The organism is Paenibacillus sp. RC84 (genome assembly GCF_041260495.1).
GTDB lineage: Bacteria > Bacillota > Bacilli > Paenibacillales > NBRC-103111 > Paenibacillus_F.
Genome location: NZ_JBGBYL010000012.1, coordinates 1 through 24,313, shown reverse-complemented (window position 1 = coordinate 24,313; position 24,313 = coordinate 1). Strand labels below are relative to the sequence as shown.

The 24,313-nt window shown below is 53.2% G+C and carries 26 protein-coding genes; 19 read left to right on the top strand and 7 right to left on the bottom strand.

Annotated elements, in window-relative coordinates; translation table 11 throughout:
- Positions 1-38: 38 nt before the first annotated feature.
- Together ABH899_RS24830 and ABH899_RS24825 are read right to left on the bottom strand one after the other, a co-directional pair.
- Positions 39-1,172, bottom strand: coding sequence for an amidase domain-containing protein (locus ABH899_RS24830; protein WP_370001334.1), 1,134 nt, complete (start codon positions 1,170-1,172; stop codon positions 39-41).
- A gap of 332 nt (positions 1,173-1,504) precedes the next feature.
- The gene (locus ABH899_RS24825) at positions 1,505-2,746 is read right to left on the bottom strand and encodes a DUF2167 domain-containing protein (RefSeq protein ID WP_370001333.1); all 1,242 of its coding nucleotides are present in this window, start codon (positions 2,744-2,746) and stop codon (positions 1,505-1,507) included.
- Positions 2,747-2,924: 178 nt separating this feature from the next.
- Between ABH899_RS24825 and ABH899_RS24820 the strand changes: the two genes are divergently transcribed.
- Positions 2,925-3,206 (top strand): antibiotic biosynthesis monooxygenase family protein, encoded by a 282-nt coding sequence (locus tag ABH899_RS24820; RefSeq protein WP_009673274.1) that lies wholly within the window; start codon positions 2,925-2,927, stop codon positions 3,204-3,206.
- Positions 3,207-3,393: 187 nt separating this feature from the next.
- Positions 3,394-4,053, top strand: coding sequence for an NAD(P)H-binding protein (locus tag ABH899_RS24815; RefSeq protein WP_370001332.1), 660 nt, complete (start codon positions 3,394-3,396; stop codon positions 4,051-4,053).
- Positions 4,054-4,130: 77 nt separating this feature from the next.
- On the opposite strand, the gene ABH899_RS24810 is transcribed toward ABH899_RS24815, so the two are convergent.
- From ABH899_RS24810 to ABH899_RS24795, 4 genes are all read right to left on the bottom strand, one after another.
- A complete protein-coding gene (locus tag ABH899_RS24810) occupies positions 4,131-4,898 on the bottom strand; it encodes a TSUP family transporter (protein ID WP_370001331.1) in 768 nt (255 codons plus the stop codon).
- Positions 4,899-4,988: 90 nt separating this feature from the next.
- Positions 4,989-5,921 carry a polysaccharide deacetylase family protein gene (locus ABH899_RS24805; RefSeq protein WP_370001330.1) on the bottom strand — a complete coding sequence of 311 codons (933 nt, stop codon included), beginning with the start codon at positions 5,919-5,921 and terminating at the stop codon, positions 4,989-4,991.
- Between the two features lie 133 nt (positions 5,922-6,054).
- Positions 6,055-6,369 carry a hypothetical protein gene (locus ABH899_RS24800; RefSeq protein WP_009673285.1) on the bottom strand — a complete coding sequence of 105 codons (315 nt, stop codon included), beginning with the start codon at positions 6,367-6,369 and terminating at the stop codon, positions 6,055-6,057.
- Between the two features lie 181 nt (positions 6,370-6,550).
- Positions 6,551-7,006 carry a cupredoxin domain-containing protein gene (locus ABH899_RS24795; RefSeq protein WP_370001329.1) on the bottom strand — a complete coding sequence of 152 codons (456 nt, stop codon included), beginning with the start codon at positions 7,004-7,006 and terminating at the stop codon, positions 6,551-6,553.
- A gap of 348 nt (positions 7,007-7,354) precedes the next feature.
- On the opposite strand from ABH899_RS24795, the gene uptA reads away from it, so the two are divergent.
- From uptA to ABH899_RS24715, 16 genes are all read left to right on the top strand, one after another.
- The gene (gene uptA, locus ABH899_RS24790) at positions 7,355-7,948 is read left to right on the top strand and encodes an undecaprenyl phosphate transporter UptA (RefSeq protein WP_016423572.1); all 594 of its coding nucleotides are present in this window, start codon (positions 7,355-7,357) and stop codon (positions 7,946-7,948) included.
- Between the two features lie 32 nt (positions 7,949-7,980).
- Positions 7,981-8,547 carry a thioredoxin family protein gene (locus ABH899_RS24785; protein WP_009671385.1) on the top strand — a complete coding sequence of 189 codons (567 nt, stop codon included), beginning with the start codon at positions 7,981-7,983 and terminating at the stop codon, positions 8,545-8,547.
- Between the two features lie 14 nt (positions 8,548-8,561).
- The gene (locus ABH899_RS24780; protein WP_370001328.1) at positions 8,562-9,185 is read left to right on the top strand and encodes an MBL fold metallo-hydrolase; all 624 of its coding nucleotides are present in this window, start codon (positions 8,562-8,564) and stop codon (positions 9,183-9,185) included.
- A gap of 296 nt (positions 9,186-9,481) precedes the next feature.
- Positions 9,482-9,856, top strand: a complete 375-nt coding sequence (locus ABH899_RS24775) for a hypothetical protein (protein WP_370001327.1) — start codon at positions 9,482-9,484, stop codon at positions 9,854-9,856.
- Positions 9,857-10,382: 526 nt separating this feature from the next.
- A complete protein-coding gene (locus tag ABH899_RS24770) occupies positions 10,383-11,579 on the top strand; it encodes a M24 family metallopeptidase (protein ID WP_370001326.1) in 1,197 nt (398 codons plus the stop codon).
- A gap of 222 nt (positions 11,580-11,801) precedes the next feature.
- Positions 11,802-12,179: a hypothetical protein gene (locus ABH899_RS24765; protein ID WP_009671386.1), complete on the top strand. Its 378-nt coding sequence runs from the start codon at positions 11,802-11,804 to the stop codon at positions 12,177-12,179.
- A gap of 251 nt (positions 12,180-12,430) precedes the next feature.
- Positions 12,431-12,718, top strand: coding sequence for an Asp-tRNA(Asn)/Glu-tRNA(Gln) amidotransferase subunit GatC (gene gatC / locus ABH899_RS24760; protein WP_042234499.1), 288 nt, complete (start codon positions 12,431-12,433; stop codon positions 12,716-12,718).
- Positions 12,719-12,784: 66 nt separating this feature from the next.
- Positions 12,785-14,242: an Asp-tRNA(Asn)/Glu-tRNA(Gln) amidotransferase subunit GatA gene (gene gatA / locus ABH899_RS24755; protein ID WP_009671389.1), complete on the top strand. Its 1,458-nt coding sequence runs from the start codon at positions 12,785-12,787 to the stop codon at positions 14,240-14,242.
- 21 nt (positions 14,243-14,263) lie between these two features.
- Entirely contained in the window at positions 14,264-15,712 is a 1,449-nt protein-coding gene (gene gatB / locus ABH899_RS24750; protein WP_370001325.1) for an Asp-tRNA(Asn)/Glu-tRNA(Gln) amidotransferase subunit GatB, read from the top strand.
- A gap of 105 nt (positions 15,713-15,817) precedes the next feature.
- Entirely contained in the window at positions 15,818-16,294 is a 477-nt protein-coding gene (locus tag ABH899_RS24745) for a GNAT family N-acetyltransferase (protein ID WP_370001324.1), read from the top strand.
- 54 nt (positions 16,295-16,348) lie between these two features.
- Complete coding sequence (locus ABH899_RS24740; RefSeq protein WP_370001323.1) at positions 16,349-17,041, top strand: MgtC/SapB family protein; 693 nt, start codon at positions 16,349-16,351, stop codon at positions 17,039-17,041.
- A gap of 151 nt (positions 17,042-17,192) precedes the next feature.
- Positions 17,193-17,804, top strand: a complete 612-nt coding sequence (locus tag ABH899_RS24735; RefSeq protein ID WP_009671396.1) for an RNA polymerase sigma factor — start codon at positions 17,193-17,195, stop codon at positions 17,802-17,804.
- A gap of 320 nt (positions 17,805-18,124) precedes the next feature.
- On the top strand, positions 18,125-18,754 hold the full coding sequence (locus tag ABH899_RS24730; RefSeq protein WP_016423569.1) for a hypothetical protein: 630 nt from the start codon (positions 18,125-18,127) through the stop codon (positions 18,752-18,754).
- Positions 18,755-18,759: 5 nt separating this feature from the next.
- Entirely contained in the window at positions 18,760-19,989 is a 1,230-nt protein-coding gene (locus tag ABH899_RS24725) for a DUF4097 family beta strand repeat-containing protein (protein WP_370001322.1), read from the top strand.
- 121 nt (positions 19,990-20,110) lie between these two features.
- Positions 20,111-20,545, top strand: coding sequence for a Fur family transcriptional regulator (locus ABH899_RS24720; protein WP_370001321.1), 435 nt, complete (start codon positions 20,111-20,113; stop codon positions 20,543-20,545).
- A gap of 111 nt (positions 20,546-20,656) precedes the next feature.
- Positions 20,657-22,360 carry a glycosyl hydrolase family 18 protein gene (locus ABH899_RS24715; protein WP_370001320.1) on the top strand — a complete coding sequence of 568 codons (1,704 nt, stop codon included), beginning with the start codon at positions 20,657-20,659 and terminating at the stop codon, positions 22,358-22,360.
- 126 nt (positions 22,361-22,486) lie between these two features.
- On the opposite strand, the gene ABH899_RS24710 is transcribed toward ABH899_RS24715, so the two are convergent.
- Complete coding sequence (locus tag ABH899_RS24710) at positions 22,487-22,900, bottom strand: DUF2614 family zinc ribbon-containing protein (protein WP_370001319.1); 414 nt, start codon at positions 22,898-22,900, stop codon at positions 22,487-22,489.
- Between the two features lie 411 nt (positions 22,901-23,311).
- Here ABH899_RS24710 and ABH899_RS24705 point away from each other — a divergent pair, with 411 nt between their 5' ends.
- The gene (locus ABH899_RS24705) at positions 23,312-23,899 is read left to right on the top strand and encodes a hypothetical protein (RefSeq protein ID WP_370001318.1); all 588 of its coding nucleotides are present in this window, start codon (positions 23,312-23,314) and stop codon (positions 23,897-23,899) included.
- The last annotated feature ends 414 nt before the right edge of the window (positions 23,900-24,313 follow it).

Genomic DNA, 24,313 nt, shown 5'->3' with positions numbered 1-24,313 from the left:
TATCGGCCGCCGCCGGCTGTTCGCCTCGGGTACAGCTGTTATTTTAAATACGCGGATTTAATATAGTAGAACTCATATTCCGAAGCGGAGAAGTTGGCAAAGGATGCTTTAAGTCTGTCATTGGTGTGAGCGCTGAACTGCATCGTGACCGTATCGTTGGCTACCACGAACATAACGTGCGAGTAGTTTAAGGCGCTGATGAAGCCGCCTGCGGGAGTCGTCGCTTTGGTGGTCTTGTAGAAATAGCCTTTCGTATCCACCATATACTGCTTCAAACCGTTGGAGATGTTACGGCCCGTGTTCACCCAGGCGAGGCTTTCCGGTTTCCAGGTGCTGTCCTTCGGGATGCCGCCGGCATAGATCGATTGAGAAACGTAGTTGGCGCAGTCGACACCGCCGTTTTCGGTATGTTTGGCATAGTTCGGGTTCCATTTGCTCGTGTCGTAGCCGGACGCGTTCGTTGTGTTCGAGGTCCATTTGTTGGCATAATCCCTGGCGGCAATCCTGTCGTAGGTGACGGCGGCAAGCGGCTGGACCAGCGAAGCTTCTGCAGGGCTCTTGACGAGGAAGCTTTTGTTGGTCGTTACGGCTTCCGTAACAAACTCTTCGCCGTTTTCGATCATGTTGGACTCATTGGAAGGAATAAAATAATCCGCGGGAATCCAGTCGACCAGTCCGTTAAGAAATTCCATATTGGCGTTCTTGAGGTCCGGGCTGCCGTTCACGATAGGAGCCGTAATCCGGAACGAATCGTTCTGGTCCGTGGAAGTCCCGATATATTCCTGCAGATCTTTCATCCGGTCGTTGACGACCTGCTCCGCATCCGTGGAGCTTGCGTCTTTGCGCAGCTTCAAGACGTTAAGCTTGCTTTTCAATCCTTTCACGTAGGGCAGCTCATCGACCGATTTCGCTTTGAGCGTTTTATTCAAGGAAATGTTCACGCGGGCCGTCAACCGGTTGTCTTTAACCGAGTAATCCGAAGTGGATAATTGAATGGAGTTAATTGTGTAGTAGGGCGTATAAGCTTTCTTGACAAAATTTTCGACTTCCTTTTGAACGGCCTTCTGATAAAGGTCGTCTTTGACGCCTCCGGGGGACGTCTGGGCAAATGCCGAAGTCGTCGTAAAAGCGGAAATCACGAGCAGAGAAGTGACCATTTTTTTAAGCTTCATAAATAAATTCCCTCCTAAATTAGTGGATTTAATGACGGCATGTTCCGTCAGAAAAATAAAGCGCTTTCGGTTTTGTGCGTTTTGTATGTTCTGTACGTTCACCTCCGCTTGAATCGGAAACCTCGGTAAATCCTTTACACTATTAAAGATATACCGGGCGGAGTATCCGGGATATAGCCAGAACGGGGATGCCGGACCGGCATTTCGGGGACAAACCGGGGGCATACCGCGGACATGGCTCCGTTTTCCGGATAGAAAAAAAGGCAGCTCCCGTCCTCGAACGGGAACTGCCTTTGGATGAATCTGCACCGCGCGGTGAACACAGCCGCAGGCTACTTGCTCTTGTCCGGATCTTCCGGCCGGTCGGGCTTACGGAGGGAATCCTCCTCCGTAAGAGGTGTGCGGCCGGTTCCGGACTCGGAAGCGGGAGCCGCCTCGGAGCGGGAATGCTCCGGCTCCAGCGCCGGGTCAGCCCCGGAGCCGCCGTGAGTCCTGGCGTCTGCGGGGGCACCCGGGTCCGCCGGAGCTTCGCCGCCGGACAGCATGCGCACCGCCGGGCGCCCGCTTTCGCCGGCAGGCTGCTGCTGCGCCGCCGTCTCCTCCGAAGGCCCGGGAGCGGTGGCCGCGTCCTGCGTCGTCGCATCGGCCGCGGGGCCGTCGCTTCCGGCTGCCGTCAGCTCGGCCGCTCTCGCTTCGGCGGCACGCGCCTCCGCGGCCTGCTCTGCGGCGGCCGCTTTCTTTTTCTTGCCGCGGAGGAACCGCCACAAGGCAGCGAGGGCGGCGACAAGAATGACGCCGAACTTTTTCAGGAAGACGAGCAGCAGTCCGATCAGTCCGACCTTTTTGGCGACCGCAAGACCCGCGCCCCCGAGGATCAGGCCCGACAGACCGTACTCGGCCAGCTTGTCCGTTTTGGAGTTGTAATCCTCGTACCGTTCTCCGGCCTTAACCTGCAGCTTCGGCAGGATGGAGGTGGTCAGCACCTTACGGTCCGCAGCGAGATTTTTCGGGTCGGTCACGAGAACGACGGAAATCACACCCTTCCGGGTAAGTACGTTGACGTTGTAGTTGACGAATTTTTCGTTATTGGAATCGTGTCCAAGAAGGGACCAGGAAAGGCTATGTATGTCGTTGTCGTAAAAGGGCTTCACATCCCAGCCGTCGACGAACAGGCGGTTGGATACATCTCTTTTTTTATTCGCTTCTTCCGTTCCGGTCTTGTAACTTTCAAGGAGCTCGTTCGCATCGATTTTGTCTTTCTCGTCATCTTTGACGTGACCGGTGTCCTCGTATTCGAAAATAACCGCCCAGTTTTGATTTTCATCCTTCGGGAAAACGGAACCGATTTCACGGTTGTTCACGTGGGAATCGTTTTGCTGTTCAAACTTTTTGGTATCGGTATCATTCAGAAACACAAAATTTTTGTCCAGATCCAGCTCGGCGATTTGACCGAGTCCCACTTTTTTCGGACCTTCCACCCAGTTCAAGGTTTCTTCAGCCGAGGCCGGAGCCGTCCACAAAGAGACACAGAGGGCTGCGCCGGTTAGTAAGGTAATTAACTTCGGAAGCTTCAAAATTTTCTCTCCTTTGTTTTTAAATAGTTATTTATTAAATATCGCTTATTATATATCGTATTAATTATTTTACAAGACAAATAATGGTTATAATCTCTGTTTATTTGTTTCTCCGCTCTCAATGGTCTACACTATACATAAGGTTTCGTACTCTAATTAAGAAATGAGGATGTCCAAGATGTACATTGCCGTAAATACCATTGAAGTTCCCAATCCTCCGCAAATGGTCGAAATGTTCCGCAAACAGGCGCCTAACATGAAAGAACTCCAAGGCTTTCTCGGATTGGAAGTCTGGACCGACGAACAGGCGATTAAAGTGATCACGAAGTGGGAGAATAAAGAAGCGTTCGAGGCATATACCCAAAGCGAGGTTTTCAAACGTTCACACGGCGGCCATGGAGGCCAAGAGATGAAACCGAAAGCGCGTCTTTCGTATTTCGAAGGCGAGACGCTCATCTAGGGAAGGCTTCCGAAACTTTAACGTACATTCATTCGTTTATAGGATAACGGCCCCGCTTCGGGGCTGTTTATATTTGTAGAGGCGCCGTTTGCTTAATTCCGCGTTTAAAGGGATGAGAAACCGCCAATTGGTAAAATCTACAGGTGTTTAACCCGTTTTTACGTTTTTAAACCAGGAGTGCTGCTTAATGAAAAAAACTGCCATAATAGCCGGCGCGTCGGGACTGGTAGGCAGAGAGTTGATCTCTGTCCTTATCGCCGATCCCGGTTACGAGAAAATTATCGTCTTGGTCCGCACGCGAATCGAGGGACGGGACAGTGAAAGCAAGTTTCATCAAATCGTGACGGATTGGAGCCCGGAGCAGCTGGAGCAAGATTTACGCGGAGAATTGAAGCAGGCGGATGTGTTTTGCGCGCTGGGCACCACGATTAAGAAAGCCGGGACACAGGAACAGTTCCGCGAGGTCGATTATGAATACCCGATGATTCTGGGCAACCTGGCGAAGAAGTACGGGGCCCGCCAATTTCTTGTCGTTTCCGCCATGGGAGCGAAGCGGGATTCGAAATTTTTTTACAGCCGGGTCAAAGGAGATCTGGAACACGGTTTATCCAAATTGGGACTTCGTACACTGCGAATATTCAGACCTTCCCTCCTTTTGGGAGACAGAGAGGAATTCCGTTTCGGCGAGAAAGCGGGAGCCGTTGCCGCGAAAGCCTTCTCTTTCCTGATGGCGGGGGGTCTTCGTAAATACAGGCCGATACCGGCTCAGCGGGTCGCTGCGGGAATGGCGGAGGCTGCCAAGCAGAAACCGGAAAGTATCCGCATCTACGAATCGCATCAAATTTAACGCGAAAGAGCCTGCCAGTTCACGATTGAACGGTCAGGCTCTTTTTGTTTGCTTGCATGCTGCACGGAAGGCCGTCGTCAGGACATGATCAGCGTCCATAACTGTTTGCCGATCAACACCGTGGTCATGATCAGAAATAGCGGCTTGACGAAGGAAGCTCCTTTGCGGATGGCAAAACGGGTTCCCGCAAGCGCGCCTCCGATCATGGCGATCCCCATTGGGATTCCGTATGCGAGACTTACGGAATCCATCAGGAAGAAGGTGACCAGCGCACCGATATTGCTGGCGAAATTAAGCACTTTCGAATTGGCGGATGCTCCCACGAAATCAAAACCGAGCAGCAGAAACAGAAAAATAAGGAACGAGCCCGTTCCGGGGCCGAAGAAGCCGTCGTAAAAGCCGATAACGAAAGCTCCGGCCGCCAGCCAGAACCTGCTCCGGGACGTAAGGCCGCTGAAGGTGGACGCCGCTCCCCAATTTTTTTTGAGCAAAGTGTAGACCGTCACGGCAATGAGCAGCACCACGACCAGCGGTTTAAGAAACTCGGACGGTATCCGGTGTACCAGCAGCGCGCCGAGCATCGAACCGACCAAGGACAGCGGAAAAAGCGCCGCGGCCAGCCGAAAATGGATTTTTCCGGAGAGCAGGAACGAAGTCATGCTAGTCAGCGAGCACATCGTTCCCGCCAGCTTGTTGGTTCCGAGAACGAGCGCCGGCGGAAGGCCCGTAAACAGCAGGGCCGGAACCGTAATAAGACCGCCCCCGCCGACAACCGAATCCACGAAAGCGGCCAAAAACCCGGTCACAATCAGAAAAAGCAGCATTTCCCAGCTTAAAGCTTCCATTACGTAAAGCCACCGTCCTCCAACCCGTGATCCCTTTTCCCAATTGTACATCGGAAGAAGGAAGGAGGACAGATGAAATCGCGGGACCGCTTATTTCGTTTTGGAACCGGAAGGTTTGCTTACTCCGCTGGTTGATCCGCGCAGTTTCAGAAGCTCCGATACCGTGACAAAATGATAACCCCGCTTCGACAGCTCGGGCAGAATTTTACGGATCGCATCGACCGTGTTCGAAGAACCTTGGACATGATCGTGGAACAGGACAATGTCACCCTCGCGGGCGTTGTTCAGCACCTTGTTCACGACCCGGTTCACACCGGGAGCTTTCCAGTCTTCCGTGTCCTGGTGCCAGGACCATAGAATAGGCAGACACCCTTCCGCCAGAGAGACATGAACAAGCCTTTCATGGTAATAGCCGCCCGGCGGGCGGAACAGGACGGGTGCCGTTCCGTTGATGGATTTGATCACCTTCTGCGTCGCCGCGATCTCGCTGCGGATGCTTTCCGTGGACCGGTTGTTGGTCAGAAAAGGGTGGCTGTACGTATGATTGCCGATCTCATGCCCCTCGGCCGCCTCTCGTTTGATCAGTTCGGGAAACCTCTCGGCTCTTTTTCCGACTACGAAAAACGTGGCTTTCGCCCCGTACTTTTTCAGCTCGTCCAAAATTTGCACCGTCTGTACCGGGTCCGGCCCGTCGTCGAACGTCAGTGCAATCACTTTGCCTGCGGACGGGACCTCCCAGACGATTTCTCCGCGCTGTTCGTAATAATCCCGATCCCGGGGTTTGGCGGCAGCGGCGTGCGGATCTTTCTCCGCCGGTATCGAAGCCGGTGAAGCGGTTGAACGGTGCCGCAGCCCGTTCACGGCTTCCGCTCGGGGTGCGGAAACGCTTAACCCGCTTGAGACGTGAGACCCGCCGGATGCGAGCGCGGGAGCGGGGGCCAGGGTGAAGAAGACGCAAATGGCGCAGGCCGCAGCCGTCCGCCGTAAGGGGAGGGCCTTGACAGACCCGGAAATCTTGATCATGCTGACTGATCCTCCTGTCGGTTTACATATCGGATAAGGGTTAGCCTGCCCTTACATCTCCATTTCATCCGGCTTCCCGGAGGCTGTTCAGCAAAAAAAAGCCGGTTCCGCAAGCGCGGTCCGGCGTTCATTCTTATCCCCCGTAAGCGCTGCGGAACGCTTTGGACAGCGTATCGGCGTTCACGTCCCACAGGACGGCTATCTCGGGGGCGACATGTTCCTCCCACCAGTCCGCCTGGACTTTGCGGTTATCCGAATGCTCCACGATGAACGCGATGTGCTGGGCTACTTTCCGGGTATATATCTTCTCCGCTTCCTCGATTTTTTCCGGGGAGATATACATTTTCAGCCGTTTGACGGTTCGGTAAAGCTCGCGGCTGCACGAACGGCGTATTCCCCTGGCGCTCGGAATTTGCGGCTTGTGCTTCTCGTTGGTTTTATTCTTCAACCGGATCGCCTCCTTACTCTGTTTCAGTGTATGCGGCTGACCTGCCGGAAGTGAGGAGGAAAGGAAGGGGAAGAAGCCGGAAGAGCGAAGGGAAGACGGAATAAACGGAAAAAAATTGGTGGTGACGGAGCCGGGCAGCGATGCAAGAAACAATAAAAAAAAGGAAGCCTGAGGCTTCCTGTCAGTCGATGACATTGATATAGGCGATCATCGGGCCGCTGTGGGTGATATCCGTGTGGGTCGTGCAGATGAGCCGGTAGGTTCCCGTTTTTTCCGCTTTGAAGCTGACGACCGTTTCTTTGCCTTTTTTTACTTCGCCTTTGATGTTCAGACCTTCGATAATAAAAGGATGGCTCGCTCCGTTGACTCCGTAAATGCTGAGCCGGATATTCTCGCCTTTGCGCACGACAATCGTGCCGGGGTCCCAGCGGTAAGCTTCGATTTCTTTGCCGTTATCCAGCTTCGTGGAAAATTCTCCGGTAACGAGCTGGATCGTCCGTTCCGAAGCCGTGGCAGGCTCCGCCGCCGTAGACAAGATTTGTGGATTCCGCAAAAACAGGACTGCCGCGAACGCTACGCAAAGAAATCCGAGAAACATGACGAAGTGATATTTTTTGAGCACAAAAGATTTGAACATGAACCTTCCCCCCAGACCAGTTTGTACACTATATGCACGGGCCTGTCAGCTCATGATGAAAATAACCGGACAAGTAAAAGTTGTCCGCGGGGTCCGTCAGTTTCATCCGTTTGGTTCGGCTTTTACACTTCCTTCCGGATGAGCAGGGTTCTTTGCCGGTTCGAGCGGATAGGAGACATTTCTTTATCGGCTCCCCGCGAAAGGGCTTCATCGTCTCCTTTACACGGCCCGGCCGCATTGTTAAGTGGTTGACGGCCTTTCTCTATGGTAGAATAGGGGAGATTCTATTAGAAGAAAGCGCGGGAAGACCCGCGAATCGACAATCATGCTGGGGAAAGTAGGTTGGAGATGGGAGAGTTTATTCATTCGCTTTTGGTATTTTTTGAAGGCCTCGGGTACTGGGGGGTTATGCTCGGACTGATGATCGAGGTTATTCCGAGTGAAATCGTACTTTCGTATGCGGGCTATCTGGTAGCCAAAGGCGAGATCGGTTTTGCAGGCGCCGTCTTTTTCGGCACCGTGGGTGGCGTCATCGCCCAGATTTTCGTCTACTGGGTCGGCCGTTACGGCGGACGTCCTATTTTGGAAAGGTACGGCAAATACATATTCATCAATAAGCATCACATCGACGTTGCGGAGACCTGGTTCAACAAATACGGAACAGGCGTTATTTTTACGGCCCGTTTCATACCGGTCGTCCGGCATGCGATCTCGGTACCGGCGGGGCTTGCCAAAATGCCTCTGGGACTGTTTACGTTCTATACGACGTTGGCGGTTATTCCGTGGTCCATGCTGTTCGTCTATCTCGGGATGACCCTGAAAGACAATTGGGAGAGCATCGACGACATTGCAGGCAAATACACAGTTCCAATTCTAATCGCAGCTATCGGTCTTATGATCATTTATCTGGTAGCCAAAAAAATGCGGGCAAAGCGTAAATAACGCAGTTTGCCGTCAAAGAAGGGATGGATTTTATGAGCACCAACTTATCCGCCGTCATCGGCAAAGGCTTAACGCCGCAGCAGTTCATCGACAGCATGCAGCGCAACCAGGAAGCGTTTCTTGACTGGTACGGGAAGTTTCAGTGGGAGACAGAGGACGACCGGGAATTTTTCGAATCCCTGAACAACCGGGACGACCTGCGCTGCGTCATCATCGCGGCCGAGTGGTGCGGCGACGTCGTGCGCAACATCCCGGTCGTATTCAAGGCGCTGGAAAACAGCGGAATACCGGTAGAAGTCCTCATTATGGAAGAACATACCGATGTTATGGACCAGTTCCTGACTTTCGGCGGACGCTCCATTCCGGTCGTTATTATCACGGATACGGGCGGCCACGTGCTTGGCAAATGGGGTCCCCGTCCTGAACGGGTACAGGCTGTCATGAAAGCCTTCAAAGAAGGAAATCCGGACCGCGAAGCGCCCGATTACAACGATAAAATCCAGGCGGTACGCGCGGAAATGCTCCGCCAGTACGGCGAAGGTGTCGGCTATCAGTCCGTCATCGTAAGCGAGCTCCGCGAGCTGCTTTCCACGTTCTGACAGGAGGGGTACGCATGATCCGCATCGAAACTTTTAAGCTCGGCCCCATGGAGACGAACGCTTACCTGCTGACCGACGAAAGCGGGCAGAAGGGCGTTGTCATCGACCCCGGCATGAAACCGGGACCGCTGCTCAAGCGCATTAAGGACATGGAGATCGAAGCCATTCTGCTCACGCATGCTCATCTCGATCATATCGGAGGCGTGCAGGAGCTCCGGGAGCTGAAGAAGTGCCCGGTCTATCTTCACGATGCCGAGAGCGACTGGCTGGGCAGCCCTAAGCTGAACGGCTCCGCGCGCTGGCCGGACGTTACCGACCCGATTGTGGTCGAGCCGGCGGAGTACGCGCTTGACGAAGGACAGGTGCTCGAATTTTTCGGCACCAAGATCAAAGTGCTTCACACCCCGGGCCACTCGCCGGGCAGCGTCAGCCTCCTGTTCGACAACCACCTGATCGGCGGAGATGTGCTGTTCCGTCTGTCCGTGGGCCGTACGGACCTTCCCGGCGGCGATTGGAACACGCTGCTCGATTCCATTCACGGCAAGTTTTTTGAGCTTGGCGACGACGTGACGGTTTACCCGGGCCACGGCCCCAAGACGACGATCGGCTACGAAAAACAGAACAATCCTTATATTTAAGGGCAGTAAACCTTTACCGCCCCAAAAAGCCTCCGGAATGCAAGCCGGGCGAATTCCTTTTTTGCTGATAGCGCGTCCTTCGGGACATCCGCTGCAGCGGACGGGCATTCGCCGGTACAAGGCATCCGGAGGCTTTTTCGCATGAAAAACGCCTAATTTCAAGGGGCTGGGTATATACCGTGTTCCGCATGGGAAAGGACCCATAGACTGTTGGTGTAAGGCTGTAAGCCTACTTTCCGAATTCCGCACAAGGTAATTTAAAATACGGAACGGTAACATACAGGAGGGAATAACCCATGGAACATGTTAAAAAAACGTACACCGGTCCCGTCTACACGCCCAAACAGACGGGTCCCATGCCGCAAGCTGTAATACCTCAGCCCATGCCGATGCCGGCACCGATGCCCGTACAACCGACTCCGCTGCCTTATCCCGGTCCCTTGCCGTCGCCGGTCATTCAAATGCCGTCTATACCTATCGTAAATCAGGTGTATGTAGCGAACTATAAGCCGCATCATCCACATCATCCACATCATCCACATCATCCCGTCTGCCATCCGGTCAAACCGATCGCGAAGAAATGCTGGTCCGACAATTCCGCCTATATCCTCGTCCTTTTCATTCTTCTCGTTATCATTTCAAGCAGTTTCGGTTACGCCAAAAAATGTTAATTCGGAGGTTTTCCGCAAGGAACGCCTGAGTAAGAGCAATCTTTCAGAATCCGAATGCGAAAGCGTGCGGGTTCTTTTTTTTGGCGGAATATCTACGCCCCGAAGCACCGGCTAAGAAATACCGGACTGACTTGCGATAAAAAGCTTGCCTGTACGGTATAAATGTGATATTTTGGAAAAAGAAGACACGAAACGAATAGATTTGTTTGCGAAGAACGCAAACTTTCGGCAGAAGCCGCGAGTTTGCGTTTTTTAGTTTCGTTTTGTGAATTTCATAAACCTCATGCTTCAAAATGCCCGCTTGAAGCGGTGCTTCGGGCAGTTCCCCGTTTTAACCTCGCCATTCGCTTCATTCCCTCGCTGCATAATGCGCTTCATCGGTTCGGTTTAAAGGCTGCATGAATTCATTTCTGCAGCCCCGGACCAGCCTCGCATCATTCGTTTGGCCGCTCGAAATCTGTTTGCGCCTCCTCGCCGGAGCGGGGTATGATGACGGTATAAGAACCGTAAGAAGGGATGGATATTAATGAACAAAACGGATCATCCGTATGCGGAAAGACAGCAGCGGCTGCAGAAGGCGATGCAGGCCGGCGGTATCGACGGCTTCCTGGTAAACCATCATGTGGACTTGTACTATTTTAACGGCTCCATGCAAAACGGGTATTTGTTCGTTCCCGCCGAGGGCAATCCGCTGTTCGTTGTGCGCCGCAGCATCACGAGAGCGCAGCAGGAGTCGCTCGCGGAGGTGGAGGAACTCGGCTCCCTCCGTACGCTCAAAGACCGGCTCGCCCAGCGCTATCCCGGCGTGTTCGCTTCGGACAAAGAGCCCGTCATCGCCACGGAGTTCGACGTGCTTCCCGTCCAGCAGTTCCAGCGGCTGGAGGGGGCTTTTCCCGGCGTGAAGTGGAGAGACGGCTCGCTGCTCGTCAAAGAGCTGCGGATGATCAAGTCCGCCGATGAAATCGCGCTCATCCGCAAGGCCGCGGGCGTTATCGACCGGACGCTGGAGAAGGCGCTCGCCGGTATCCGCGAAGGGATGCCCGAGTTCGAGCTGATGAGCCTCATCGAGCGGGAGAATCGCCTCCAAGGCCATCTCGGGCTCATGCGTATGCGCGCGTATAACTCCGAGCTCATTACGGGCTGCGTGGCGGCAGGGGCGGCTGCGGCCGAGCCGACTTATTTTGACGGTCCTGCAGGCGGCAGGGGGCTCAGCCCGGCAAGTCCGCAAAGTGCGGGGAGCCGGCCCATCGGCCGTAACGAGCCTATTCTTATCGATATCGGCTGCAACATCGAGGGCTATGTGATCGACCAGACGCGTACCGCGGTGATCGGCGCTTTGCCGGAAGAGCTTCGGCACGCTTACGAAATTTCGGAGAAAATTTTGAAGGAAGCCGAAGCGATGATGAAGCCGGGGACCGTTGCGGAGCATCTCTACCTGCAATCGCTGGACACGGCGTCTGCCGAAGGACTGGGCGGCCATTTTATGGGGTACGGCATGGATCAGGTTAAGTTTCTCGGACACGGAATTGGTCTGGAAATCGATGAGTTTCCGGTGTTGGCCAAAGGGTTTAAATACAAGCTCGAGCCCGGCATGGTCATCGCCGTGGAGCCGAAATTCACATTCCCCGGACAGGGTGTTGTCGGGATCGAGAATACATATGCCATTACGGAAACCGGATTCGAGAAGCTTACCGTATCCCGGGAGGGCGTTCTGGTTCTCTGACAATAGCTCGCGCTCGCAGCGGCTGTTCAACCGGAGGTCAATAAAAACTCCCCCAAACCGTCCGGAAAACAGGGAGACGTTTATGGACAGCGTACTCTTTTTTTAGTACGATGTTACTAATCCATGCTAGATTCGAAAGTAGAGTTTATGCTTTCCGCATCGCTTTAAGAGAATCGGAACAGGGCATCTCAGCCCGCTCTGCATGGGAAAGGGGGAATCCGGATGCTGTCTTTGGGAGCGCGCGTGATCATTGTGGAGGACCGGCTCGAACAGAATCTGCCGATCGGCGATTACGCCTACATCATCGCTTATGACCGCAACAACGACAACTTGTTCGACTACGTCATCCGAGTGCCGAAGCTGAATAAACATTTTTTCGTGCCCGCCTCAGATATCGAACTGGAAGAAGTCCTGCTTCGTCAGGAAGTCGACCGTTTGGAGAAGGAAGCCTTGATCGATTTCGCGCTGGCGACGCGCAACGAAGAACTGTTTAACCGAGTGATGAACGGCGAACCGGTTGAAATCGTTGCAGAGAAGAGCAAAGAAGTTCAAAGCGCCGAGGATTTCATCAAACAGGTGAACCTTCGGGCTTGGATATAGATGATCGTTTGAAGAGCTTCGGGGCTTGTTTCCCGTACAAAAGATTGCAAATAGAGCCTTTCCGTCTTAGGTGACCCGGGAGAGGCTCTTTTTGCGATCTGACTTTTGCATTCCCGCGATTACCGAAAAACCGCAAAATTCCGCTTATTTCTGCGTTTTCGGCCGGGAATCAATTGAGATCAAAAAATAACTAGGCTATAATAGGTAGAATGAATTTGGCGTGTACATACAAAGAGAGGTGCGAATCGTCTGTGAGCATTACTATTAAGGATGTCGAACACGTGGCCAAGCTGGCCCGCCTTGATCTTTCTGCCGAAGAGAAGGAACAGTTTACGGAACAGCTTAACGCTATTTTGAAATACGCCGAACAGCTTGGAAAGCTGGATACGGAACATGTGGAGCCGACGAGTCATGCGATGTCCGTCAAGAACGTGACGCGGGAGGATGAAGTCCGTCCGTCCCTGCCTTTGGACAAAGTGATGCTGAACGCTCCGGAAGAAGAAGACGGGCAGTTCAAAGTGCCCGCCGTTATGGAGTAATACGAACGTTTAACCAGACCTTGGAGTTTGCACGGTTGTCTGTTATTTGAAGGGAGGCACCTTACGTTGTCGCTATTTGAGTTGAGATTACAAGAATTACATACACAACTGCTGGATAAAAAAGTATCCGTCACGGAGCTGGTCGATCAGTCTTACCGGCGGATCGCCGAAGTGGACGGCAAAGTAAAAGCGTTCCTCAAGCTCGATGAAGAAAACGCCCGCCGCTCTGCGAAAGCGCTGGACGAGCAAATTGCCGCGGGAGAATCCCGGGGAATCCTGTTCGGTCTGCCTGCAGGCATCAAGGATAACATCGTGACCGAAGGCGTCACGACCACGTGCGCGAGCAAGTTCCTGTCGAACTACACGCCCGTGTACGACGCGACTGTGATGCGCAAGCTGAAGGAAGCCCAGGCGCTTCCCGTCGGCAAGCTGAATATGGACGAGTTCGCCATGGGCGGCTCCAACGAGAACTCCGCGTTCCACGCGACACGCAATCCGTGGGATCTGGATCGCGTGCCCGGCGGTTCCAGCGGCGGCTCTGCGGCTTCCGTGGCTGCCGGCGAGGTGTATTTCTCGCTGGGCTCCGACACCGGCGGCTCGATCCGCCAGCCGGCCGCATACTGCGGCGTGGTCGGCCTGAAGCCGACCTACGGGCTCGTGTCCCGGTTCGGACTAGTCGCGTTCGCCTCTTCGCTGGACCAGATCGGTCCGCTCACGAAGAACGTCGAAGACTCCGCTTACGTCCTGCAGTCGATTGCGGGCCACGATCCGCAGGACTCCACGTCGGCGAACGTGGAGATTCCCGATTACGTCTCCGCATTGACCGGCGACGTCAAAGGGCTCCGCATCGCGGTGCCGAAGGAATACCTGGGTGCCGGCGTCGATCCTCAGGTGAAGGAGAAGATCCAGGAAGCCCTCCGCGTGCTGGAAGGTCTGGGAGCGGTAGTCGAGGAAGTTTCCCTGCCGCATTCCGAGTATGCCGTTGCGGCATACTATCTGCTCGCTTCATCGGAAGCGTCCTCCAACCTCGCGCGTTACGACGGCGTCCGCTACGGCATACGTACGGACAACGCGAACAACCTGCTGGAAATGTACCATATGTCCAGAAGCGAAGGATTCGGTCCGGAAGTGAAACGCCGGATCATGCTTGGGACTTACGCGCTCAGCTCCGGCTATTATGATGCCTATTATCTGAAGGCGCAGAAAGTCCGCACGCTGATCAAGCAGGATTTTGATCAAGTTTTCGCAAACTACGATGTCGTGATCGGCCCTACGGCTCCTACGACGGCGTTCCGTCTGGGAGAGCAGGTAGGCGACCCGCTTACGATGTATTTGAACGATATTTTGACCATCCCGGTCAACCTGGCAGGTATTCCGGCCATCAGCGTACCGTGTGGTCTGGCCTCTGGCCTGCCTGTAGGACTGCAGATTATCGGGAAGGCGCTGGACGAGTCCACCGTGCTGCGCGTAGCTCACGCTTTCGAGCAGAACACCGATCATCACAAGCAGCGTCCGCAGCTATAACGCGTAACAGGAGGGATCTTTTTGTCAGCGACTGAAACGAAATACGAAACCGTGATCGGGCTTGAAGTTCACGTTGAACTGCATACAAATTCCAAAATCTTCTGCGGCTGCTCCACCTCGTTCGGCGCGCCTCCGAACACGCATACGTGCCCGGTCTGTCTCGGGCATCCGGGCGTTCTGCCGGTACTTAACCGGCAGGCTGTCGAATATGCGATGAAAGCCGCCATGGCTTTGAACTGCGAGATCGCGGACGTGACGAAATTCGACCGCAAAAACTATTTCTATCCGGATTCGCCCAAGGCGTACCAGATCTCCCAGTTCGACAAGCCGATCGGCGAGAACGGCTGGATCGACATTGAAGTGGGCGGGGAGACGAAACGTATCGGCATTACCCGGCTGCATCTGGAAGAAGATGCGGGCAAGCTGACTCACGTCGACGGCGGTTACGCTTCGCTGGTTGACTTCAACCGGGTCGGAACGCCTCTGGTCGAGATCGTCTCCGAGCCGGATCTCCGCTCTCCGGAAGAGGCGCGCGCGTATCTGGAGAAGCTTCGCGCCATCATGCTTTACTGCGACGTTTCGGACGTCAAGATGGAAGAAGGTTCTCTGCGCTGCGATGCCAACATCTCTATCCGTCCGGTAGGCCGAGAGAAATTCGGCACACGCGCCGAGCTTAAGAACATGAACTCCTTCCGCGGCGTACAGCGCGGTCTCGAATATGAAGAAATCCGCCAGGCGGAAGTCCTGAACGGCGGGGGCGAGGTCGTCCAGGAAACGCGCCGCTGGGACGAAGGCCAGGGCAAAACCCTTTCCATGCGGGGCAAGGAAGAATCTCATGATTACCGCTATTTCCCGGATCCGGATCTCGTGAACCTGCATATCGATGCCGCCTGGAAAGAGCGCGTAAAATCGTCGATTCCGGAGCTTCCGGATGCCCGTAAAGCACGCTACGTAAGCGAGTACGGACTTCCGAGCTACGATGCCGAGGTGATTACCGCTTCCATGAAGATGGCCGATTTCTTCGAGGAAAGCCTGAAATATACGTCCGACGCGAAGGCCGTTTCCAACTGGATCATGGGTGACCTTCTCGGGTATCTCAATGCCGGCGGACTGGATTTCGGCGAGATCCGAATAACCGGTCAAGGACTCGGTGAAATGATCGGTCTGATCGAAAAAGGCACCATTTCCAACAAAATCGCCAAAACCGTTTTTAAAGAAATGATCGAAAGCGGCAAAGCGCCGCAACAGATTGTCGAAGAGAAGGGCCTCGTTCAGATCAGTGACGAAGGCGCCATCAAATCCGTTGTCGAGCAGGTTGTGGCAGGCAATCCGCAATCCGTAGCCGATTATAAAGCGGGCAAAGAGAAGGCGGTCGGCTTCCTCGTCGGCCAGGTTATGAAGGAAACGAAGGGCAAAGCCAATCCCAGCTTGGTCAACAAGCTCATCGTGGAGACTTTGCAGGCGCAATAAGCCGAACAGCGAAACCATTTTAGGCACATCGAACGGCATGTCCATCAGGATATGCCGTTTTTTTACAACAGGTAGGGCGTAAACGGGCATGAGGAGATGAAAACGATGATGAGACAAATCCCCCTGGACGATGTTCAAGCCGTGCTGGAGCTGCTTGCTTTGCAGACAGCCGCTTATCTTGTAGAGGCCGGACTAATCGGGTACAAAGACATTCCGCCCCTGAGGGACAGCCCGTTAACCCTGCGGTGTTCCAAAGAGACGTTTACGGGGTATTATGTCAGTGACCGGGAGGAGGGGCGGGAAGAACTCACGGGCGCAGTCGCTTGGGAAGAAAATGGAACAGAGCTGACGATTACGCGGATGATGGTTCACCCCCGTCATTTCCGCCAGGGAATCGCTTCCGCACTGATTCGTCATGCAATCGCGTCAAACCCGCAGGCGGTCAGATTTGTCGTGTCTACGGGAGAAGCCAATCTGCCCGCTGTCCGCCTCTATGAAAAGTTCGGTTTTCACCGTACCGGCAAACGTACGATTGCCCCTTCCGTCGCTTTGGTGACATTTGAGAAAATCCAAGGCATATAATGAGGGGAAGCTGGGACACATCAGCACGAAAAGAAGAGGAGCGTGGGAACGAACTTGAATGATCCTTGGGTAATCGGGCAGTTCGATTTAACGATTAGACTGATTTTGGCTTTGGTGCTTGGAGGATTGATCGGCTTCGAACGGGAGCTGAGCAACCAGGCGGCCGGATTCCGGACGCATATCCTGGTCTGTGTCGGTTCCGCTTTGATCATGCTGCTCTCCATCTATGGATTCAGCGCGTTTTCCAAAGAGCTGACTGTTCGTATGGACCCCTCCCGGCTTGCGGCGCAAGTTGTCAGCGGCATCGGTTTCCTTGGCGCCGGAACGATCATACGCAACGGCTTTTCCGTTTCCGGACTTACGACGGCAGCTTCGCTTTGGGTCGTTGCGGCAATCGGTCTCGCTGCGGGAGCCGGTTTTTATTACGCGGCCATCTTATCCACGATCATGGTCATTCTTTCTCTGTGGATTTTAAATAAAATCGAGCACAAATATTTCGGCGCCAAGAAACGCCATCTGATCCGGGTTCATGCGCTGGACCGGCCCGGCAATCTCGGTAAAATCTCCGACATCCTCGAAAAGAATAAAGTGGAGATACGCAAATTCGGTGTGAATGAAGAAGAAAAAGATGAGCGGCAGACGGTTATGATCTATCTGAATGTTATCATACCGGATTACCACCTGGTTCCTCTCTTGCTGGATGATATCCGTCATCTGGACGGCGTGGTGGGGGTAACCATGGAATAAGTAGAAGTGTCAAGCGGGGCGAGGTGGCCCTGCTTTTTCTTTTTTTTATCCGGTTTGAAGGGGGAATCTTTTTAGTATCGTCAAAAGATATGTAAATCGGATGTTAAGCGCGTTATAGTAAAGAGGGCACAAGAGAAAGGGCGGTGAAGCAATGGAGCACCTGACAGACGAACAGTTGGTGGAGCAGATCAACCGGGGGGAGGCGGAAGCTTACCGCGTATTGGTTGATCGGCACAAAAGCTACGTGTATACGCTGATTTACCGCATGGTGAACCATCGCGAAACCGCCGAAGACTTGTCCCAGGAAGTGTTTTTGAAGCTGTACCGCTCTTTATCCCATTTCAGAGGGGAGAGCAAATTCACGACTTGGTTGTACCGGATGACCGTTAACCTCGTTACGGATTACCGCCGTGCCCAGCGCAGGCGTCCTGTAGTTCCCTTGCTCGACAAGCTCAAGACCTGGTTGGCCGACCGCAGGACCGAGCCCGAACAGCAGGCGATCCGTCATGAAGAGAGCGACTCCGTCCACCGGTTGATCGCCGAAATGCCGGAGAAATACAAACTGGTGATGTATCTTTATCACTTCAAACAGTTGTCGTACCAGGAAATATCGGATGTGACCGATCTTCCCCTGAAGACGATCGAGACGCGCTTATACCGCGGCAAAGCCATGCTTAAAGAAAAATGGTTGGAGGTGTATCCAGATGCCCGAACGAACGCCCAGACGTCCCAGTCAGCCCCGGCTTCACGCGCTTCACAATAGCCCGGAACTTCCGCCCGCACTCCAAGCCGAACTAAACGGCATGAAGCTGCTCCAACCTTCCGCCAATTTCACCGACCGGGTGATGAAGGATGTTGCCGCGGGGAATACCGTGCCTGGATTTCGACCCTTAGCGCCGAAGAAACGAAGGCATTCGGAACTTGTCAATCTTTTTGTCGCCACAGCGGCTACTTATATATTTATCAACTCCGGTCTTTTGAAACTTTTGAATTCGCATGTGGCCGAATGGTCCGAATTCGTCCAACATTTGTCCAACAGAATAGGATAACGTGCATGACGATCATGCAGCAAGGAGGTACGGAATGTCTCAACAATTTTCTTACACCCCAGGAGGCTCGCCCGAGATGGATGACTTGAAAGATCCGCACTTTTATGAGGAGCAGCAGCGGAATTATCCGCCCGGCCCCCCTTACGGCGTGCCGCCATATCCCCCGTATTTTCAACAGCCGCCCAAGAAGAAATGGCTGGCTATGCTTCTTTCCCTGATGATGCCGGGAACCGGCCAATTTTATGTGGGGATGATGCAGCGCGGATTGTTTATCATGATGCTCGTCATTATGGATATTTTCGCGATTGTGCTTTTCGCAACCCGGGATGAAGGAACGAACGTGGCCATGATCACGCTGTTTTCGCTCATTCTGCCGGTCATTTACTTCTACAACATATTCGAAGCCTTGCAGCTTACGGATATCGTAAACCGGCGCCGTTTTTACGGAGAATCCGAGGAATTGACCGATCCTCTGCAAAAACTGGCTAAAGGCGGAAACTTGGGTATCCTGCTGATTGCGGCAGGCGGATTCCTTTTTCTGGCCAGCAGCAAACCGGTTTGGCTGGAATCGTTCTTTAAGCTGTTCGGTTCTTATTTCGGAGCCATCGTTCTGATTGTCGGCGGAATTGCTCTTTTTGTCTGGGAAACGAAAAGAAAACAATAGATCGGGTGATCGGATTGATTAAAGCGGGCAGATTTACGGCGGCGGTGCTGTTTGTCACAGTTGGCGTATCCATGCTTCTGGACCGGGCCGCAGGCACCCATATGTTGGGGCAACTGATAAGCTGGTGGCCCCTTTTGTTCGTGGCCGCAGGGCTGGAACTGATTTTGCTGCAATTCCTGTCCAATTCCCGGGAAGCGGCTGTCAAACTGGACCCGGTGGCCATTTTCTTCTCGGTGGTTATCTGCGCCGTTGTCGCCGGTTCCCAGGGATTCAGCCAGGGGCTGCTGTCCGGGTTTAACCTCAAGGTCGGTGCGCTGCAGAGCCGGAGCTTTGACAAGGAACCGGCGGAGTTCATCCTGACTCCCGCGGTAACCCACGTTCACGCAATCAACACGAACGGCCGCATTGAGCTGGCTGCTGGAGACGGGGATGCCGTCCGGATACAGGCAACGGTCTGGGTGAACGACGACGATGAGCAAGAAGCCCGCAAAATCGCGGATGCTTCGTATGTCGAGCAGAGCATTCAAGGGACTGAATTAACGCTTAAAGCGGTCGGGGAAGAATATACGAAGGCCTGGTTTGTCAAAAATAAAGCGAGAATAGACATTACCGTTACGCTGCCGCGTACAGCGTCTCTGGATTATCTGGCCGAAACGGAGAATGGTGCCGTTCACGCGGCGGGTCTCCGGACCCTCAACCTGTTTTCCGCTCATACGAGCAACGGTTCGGTGGAATTAACCGATATCCAGGGTCATGTAGAAGCGGTTACGGCAAACGGCAAAATCAGCGTCAGCTCCATCTCGGGAGCCGTCAAGGCGCAAACCGTCAACGGCGAGGTCGTTATCCGGGAAACCGGAGCGGGGGTTCATGCTGCCGCCTCTAATGGCAAAGTCACCCTTTCCTCGGTGAAGGGAGACGCGGTGGCGCGCACCGATAACGGGAGCGTTAAAATCAAAGATGTCTCCGGACGGATTCAAGCGGAGACCGAGAACGGATCGGTACGGCTCGAATCCGCCGAAATGGCCGGAGATTGGCAGGCCAGCACCAATAACGGCCGGATTACGATCCGCCTCCCCGGGGAAGCGGGCTTTAAGGTTCAAGGTTCCGCGAGGGTGCTTCATACGGGGCTCCCGGTCCGGCTGGAGGAGGAGAAACTGAGCGGTACCGTGGGAAGCGGTGAACATAACCTTGCGATCCGGACGGATGGCGAGATTTCCCTGGAAACCGTAAATTAAACGCATCACGCCTTCATCAGGCGTTGACAAGTGCAATTTCTCACACGTACAATAGAATAAAGGTTGTATCTGTGTCCATCGAGTACACAGTACTGCCCCTTACTAACAGGTGGTGAGAATCATGTCCGAACATTTGGAAGAAGCGCTTGCCAAACTTAAAACGACAGGTGTTCGCATGACTCCGCAGCGGTACGCGATTTTGACGTACTTGTTCGATTCCTTCAACCACCCTACGGCTGATGAGATTTACAAGGCGTTGGAATCCAAATTTCCGAATATGAGCGTGGCCACGGTTTACAACAACCTGAAAGTGTTCATAGACGCGGGGTTAGTACGGGAATTGACTTACGGGGACGATTCCAGCCGTTTCGATGCCGATCTGTCCGATCATTATCATGCCCGCTGCCAAGTCTGCGGCAAGATATCCGATTTTGATTACTCGCCCATCGTTGATGTTGAGCACGTTGCCGCTCAGCAAACCGGCTTTAGGGTAGGCGGACACCGGCTTGAAGTCGTCGGGCTTTGTCCGGACTGTGCAGGAAAGGCGACGCATTGATTCGTCGTTCTCAAACTTCCAAACACGTTATTACGCGAACGTATTAGCCGCTCTTCGTTATCGGGCGTGCCGATACGTTTTTCTTTTTTCTGAAAGGATGTGCAGAAGCTTTTGAAGCAGCCCTACATGCGCGGCTCGAAGCGCAAAAAGAGCCGGTTCCGTTCTTTTATACTCTTGCTTATCGTATTGGCGGCCATCGCTTACCTGGTCATGAACCGGCTGCCAAATACCAATCAGATAACGCCATTTTACGCTAAACTGGACAAGCCGGTCTTCTATCAGGGGGAAGCTTACGAAAGCTCCGCCTTGGGGTCCAAAGAGGCCATGAAACTCCCCTTGGGACTCATAGCCGAGTGGATCGATCCGGCTGTCCGCAGCGAGGCTTCCGGCAATTCCGTTATTTTGACGACGGAACAGGCCGTAGTGCGGCTTCAGGCCGACAAAGCCACCGCGTCCCGGAACCTCAAAGAAATCCCCCTTGTATCGCCGATGACAAAGCAGGAAAAAGAGTTCTACGTACCTGTTTCCGTCCTTAAGGAGCTGTACGGTATACAACTCAGGGAGGATGAGGTAACCGGCGCCGTATCGCTTTTTAATCCCGGGGAGAAGATACGCTGGGGGACTTTTCGCGGAAAAGAAGGAGGCGAGCTGCGCAGCGGCAGCTCGATTCGTAATCCGATCACGGGCAGCTTGGGGGATGGCGAGCGTGTCATGATTTGGGGCGAACAGAACGGCTGGTACAAAGTTCAGCAGACCGGCGGACGTGCCGGTTTCGTTAAGGCTTCTCTTGTGACGGAAGAAAAAGGAGAGGTGATTCCCGAATTTCAACCTCCCGCCGCGAAGCCGCGATGGAAACCCCAAGGCAAGCTCAATATGACATGGGAACATGTCGTTACGGCAACGCCCAAAACGGCCTCCATTCCTGAGATGCCCGGCCTCAATGTCGTGAGTCCTACCTGGTTTCATCTCGCTGACGAGAAGGGGACCATCAAGAATCAGGCCGACCCCGATTACATCAAATGGGCGAACGGCCGCAATTACCAGATCTGGGCCCTTTTCGACAACTCTTTTGAACCGAAAATGACGGGCAAGGCGCTGGAAAGCTACGAAACCCGGCTGAACATGATCAACCAGCTTCTGTCTTTTGCTAAACAGTATAATTTGCAGGGCATCAATATTGATTTTGAGAACATGAACAAATCGGACGGGCCTAATCTGGTCCAATTCGTGAGAGAAATGGCTCCGCTGCTCCATGAGCGGGGATTGATTCTGTCAATCGATGTGACGGCAAAATCGGGCAGCGATGCCTGGAGCCGCGTATATGACCGACCCGCACTGGCCGCTGCCGTGGACTATATGATGCTCATGGCCTATGACGAGCACTGGGCATCGAGTCCGAAGTCGGGCTCAGTCGCGTCTCTCCCGTGGGTGGAGCGTTCTCTCAAGCAGATTCTGGATGAAGACAAAATACCGCCTTCCAAACTTGTGTTGGGCATTCCTTTTTATACGCGCATATGGACCGAGGAACAGAAGGATGACGGTACCAAAGTCAGCTCGAAGGCTGTATTTATGGAGAAACCTCGCAAGATTATACAGGAGAAAGGCCTGACACCCGAATTCCGTGAAGACACCGGGCAAAATTACGTCGAATACAAAGAAGACGGAAAACTCAACCGGATCTGGCTGGAGGACGAAACGTCCGTTAAAGCCCGTCTGGAGATTGTGAGTAAATACAAATTGGCGGGGGTCGCTTCCTGGCGGCGCGGTTTTGAAGAACCGGCCATATGGAAGGTCATAGCCGATGCCCTGCAGTAGGATGGGGCCGCTCAGCCTTATCCTGGGAAAGACTGAATCCAGGCAAGTTTAAAATTTGGCTCGCCCGAAATCATTAAATTTCTACAAAAAAAGCTGTCATCCGTAATGGATGGCAGCTTTTTTACATTAATGTTTAGATGAGTCGATTGCGGACGGGGTGGCGCCGGTTTCCGGCTTGCGGATATTTCCTTCATCCGCGATTTCGGCTTCCGCGGGTGCCATCGAAGGGTCGACCGTCAAAATCGTTTTGCAGAACATGCAGCGGTCTGTTTTACCGATCATCTTCGTTCTTTTGCCGCACTCAGGGCAATCGAGCGCCACGGCGGAGGTTGACATCATGCCCGCCCAGAAGTAAATGGCCATACTTCCGAGCATGCTGATCATCCCGAGAATCAAGAAGATGACGGCAATAATTCGCCCGACGGCGCCCCAGTCGAACACGACTCCGGCCAGGCCGATGATCATAATAAGCATGCCGCCCATGGTCAGCAGCAGACCCCATAAGCGGAATTCATTGATTTTACTTGATTTTAAAAGCAACGGTGTTCCCCTCTTTCTACAGGCATTTTCGGAATTAAAACACAATTCGTTCTCATGTAAGCAGGAAACGGCGGAGGAAAGTAGAATTACTTTTCTAACGAACGAATGATGGCTTCGGAGACCCTGCGAATACTCTTGCGAGGAGGTTATCTTAGCGTGTATTTCCCGGACTCCGTTACAGCGTGGTAATTCGTTTCGCTATCCGCAGCAGGTTGCTTTCATCACAGAAGGATGTGCGATCCTTCTGCTGGTTTACTACCAATCATCCGGACACTTACAACTCCATACATCATTATATAGAAGACAATCATCGTATACAAGGAAGATGGTTGAATTCGTCCGTACTTGAACAGGGCTGCTGCAGCGATTAGATCGAATATCGTTAACGGTCTTTTGAAAGGGGAGATCCAATTGGATCGTCAATTGTACTTGGAAGACTCTCGGGAGCGTACGCATTCTCTGCCGGAAGAGCTGCGCGACCGTCAGCTGCTGTCGGAATTCTCGCTTTTTCTGAACAAGTATTTGAAGAGCAAATCCTACATACTCGAGGAACATCTGCTCGACGCTTACCAGAACGTGCTGGAAGCTTTGAAACACTGGGCGCGCATTGTCATCATCGAAGAGGGGGAAACTGTCCAGGAAGCGGTCTGGAATCAGGTTCGTCCAATAAACAGCGGCGTATACAAATTGTATGAAGAGCTGACCACGAGCAAGGAAACGCTGAAACAAAGAATCCAGCTTGTCCTTCTGGCATGCGAATTTTCGGTCATGTCCAAAATGGAGCGCTGCTGCAAGCCGCTCATCCAGCGTCTGGACTCGAGGCCGGAGCCGTGGAGTGCAGATGAACTTCTGGAGCAGCCCGAGATTACAATTCTGGGAAACAATCTTCAGCAGCTTCTTAATAAACTCGTCAAAAAAACATTGGTCAAAGAAGTGGCTGTTCCTGCGGACGCGGAATGTTCACAGCTCTTACTGAGGTATACGTTGTTCAAAAATTAACTTCAACCGAAACGGGTTGAGGAAGTCAGGCGGCCCTTAAAGGCTGTCTTTTTCTTTTTTGAAGCTTCAAAACCCTTGATAAATAAGTCGTTAGGATCAGTAATGTTTTTCCAATATGCAAAAGGGTTGACTTCATAATAGGTTTCATGGTAAATTAATTTTCGCCCCTTCGGAAGGCAAGTTGCTAACAAAGGACAAGCCGCTAACAACGAACGGAGCGCTCGAAAAAAAGTGCTTGCATTACTAAGTCCAAATGTGGTATAGTAGTCAAGTCGCCGCCAAACGAGGTAAAGCGACAAAGTACGATAATAACTTACAAATTGTCCTTTGAAAACTGAACAACGAGTGATTGAAGCGTCTCAAGTAATTGAGACATTAATGAGAAGAAATTCTCGTCAGCAACGAATTTTTGAG

Excerpts from the sequence above, each read along its gene's own strand:
- ABH899_RS24785 (WP_009671385.1), top strand. The coding sequence starts at position 7,981 with ATGAGCACCAACTTATCCGCCGTCATCGGCAAAGGCTTAACGCCGCAG.
- ABH899_RS24775 (WP_370001327.1), top strand. The coding sequence starts at position 9,482 with ATGGAACATGTTAAAAAAACGTACACCGGTCCCGTCTACACGCCCAAA.
- ABH899_RS24730 (WP_016423569.1), top strand. The coding sequence starts at position 18,125 with ATGTCTCAACAATTTTCTTACACCCCAGGAGGCTCGCCCGAGATGGAT.
- ABH899_RS24830 (WP_370001334.1), bottom strand. The coding sequence starts at position 1,172 with ATGAAGCTTAAAAAAATGGTCACTTCTCTGCTCGTGATTTCCGCTTTT.
- uptA (WP_016423572.1), top strand. The coding sequence starts at position 7,355 with ATGGGAGAGTTTATTCATTCGCTTTTGGTATTTTTTGAAGGCCTCGGG.
- ABH899_RS24720 (WP_370001321.1), top strand. The coding sequence starts at position 20,111 with ATGTCCGAACATTTGGAAGAAGCGCTTGCCAAACTTAAAACGACAGGT.
- ABH899_RS24820 (WP_009673274.1), top strand. The coding sequence starts at position 2,925 with ATGTACATTGCCGTAAATACCATTGAAGTTCCCAATCCTCCGCAAATG.
- ABH899_RS24795 (WP_370001329.1), bottom strand. The coding sequence starts at position 7,006 with ATGTTCAAATCTTTTGTGCTCAAAAAATATCACTTCGTCATGTTTCTC.
- ABH899_RS24815 (WP_370001332.1), top strand. The coding sequence starts at position 3,394 with ATGAAAAAAACTGCCATAATAGCCGGCGCGTCGGGACTGGTAGGCAGA.
- ABH899_RS24810 (WP_370001331.1), bottom strand. The coding sequence starts at position 4,898 with ATGGAAGCTTTAAGCTGGGAAATGCTGCTTTTTCTGATTGTGACCGGG.
- ABH899_RS24745 (WP_370001324.1), top strand. The coding sequence starts at position 15,818 with ATGATGAGACAAATCCCCCTGGACGATGTTCAAGCCGTGCTGGAGCTG.
- ABH899_RS24770 (WP_370001326.1), top strand. The coding sequence starts at position 10,383 with ATGAACAAAACGGATCATCCGTATGCGGAAAGACAGCAGCGGCTGCAG.
- ABH899_RS24765 (WP_009671386.1), top strand. The coding sequence starts at position 11,802 with ATGCTGTCTTTGGGAGCGCGCGTGATCATTGTGGAGGACCGGCTCGAA.
- ABH899_RS24735 (WP_009671396.1), top strand. The coding sequence starts at position 17,193 with ATGGAGCACCTGACAGACGAACAGTTGGTGGAGCAGATCAACCGGGGG.
- ABH899_RS24805 (WP_370001330.1), bottom strand. The coding sequence starts at position 5,921 with ATGATCAAGATTTCCGGGTCTGTCAAGGCCCTCCCCTTACGGCGGACG.
- ABH899_RS24780 (WP_370001328.1), top strand. The coding sequence starts at position 8,562 with ATGATCCGCATCGAAACTTTTAAGCTCGGCCCCATGGAGACGAACGCT.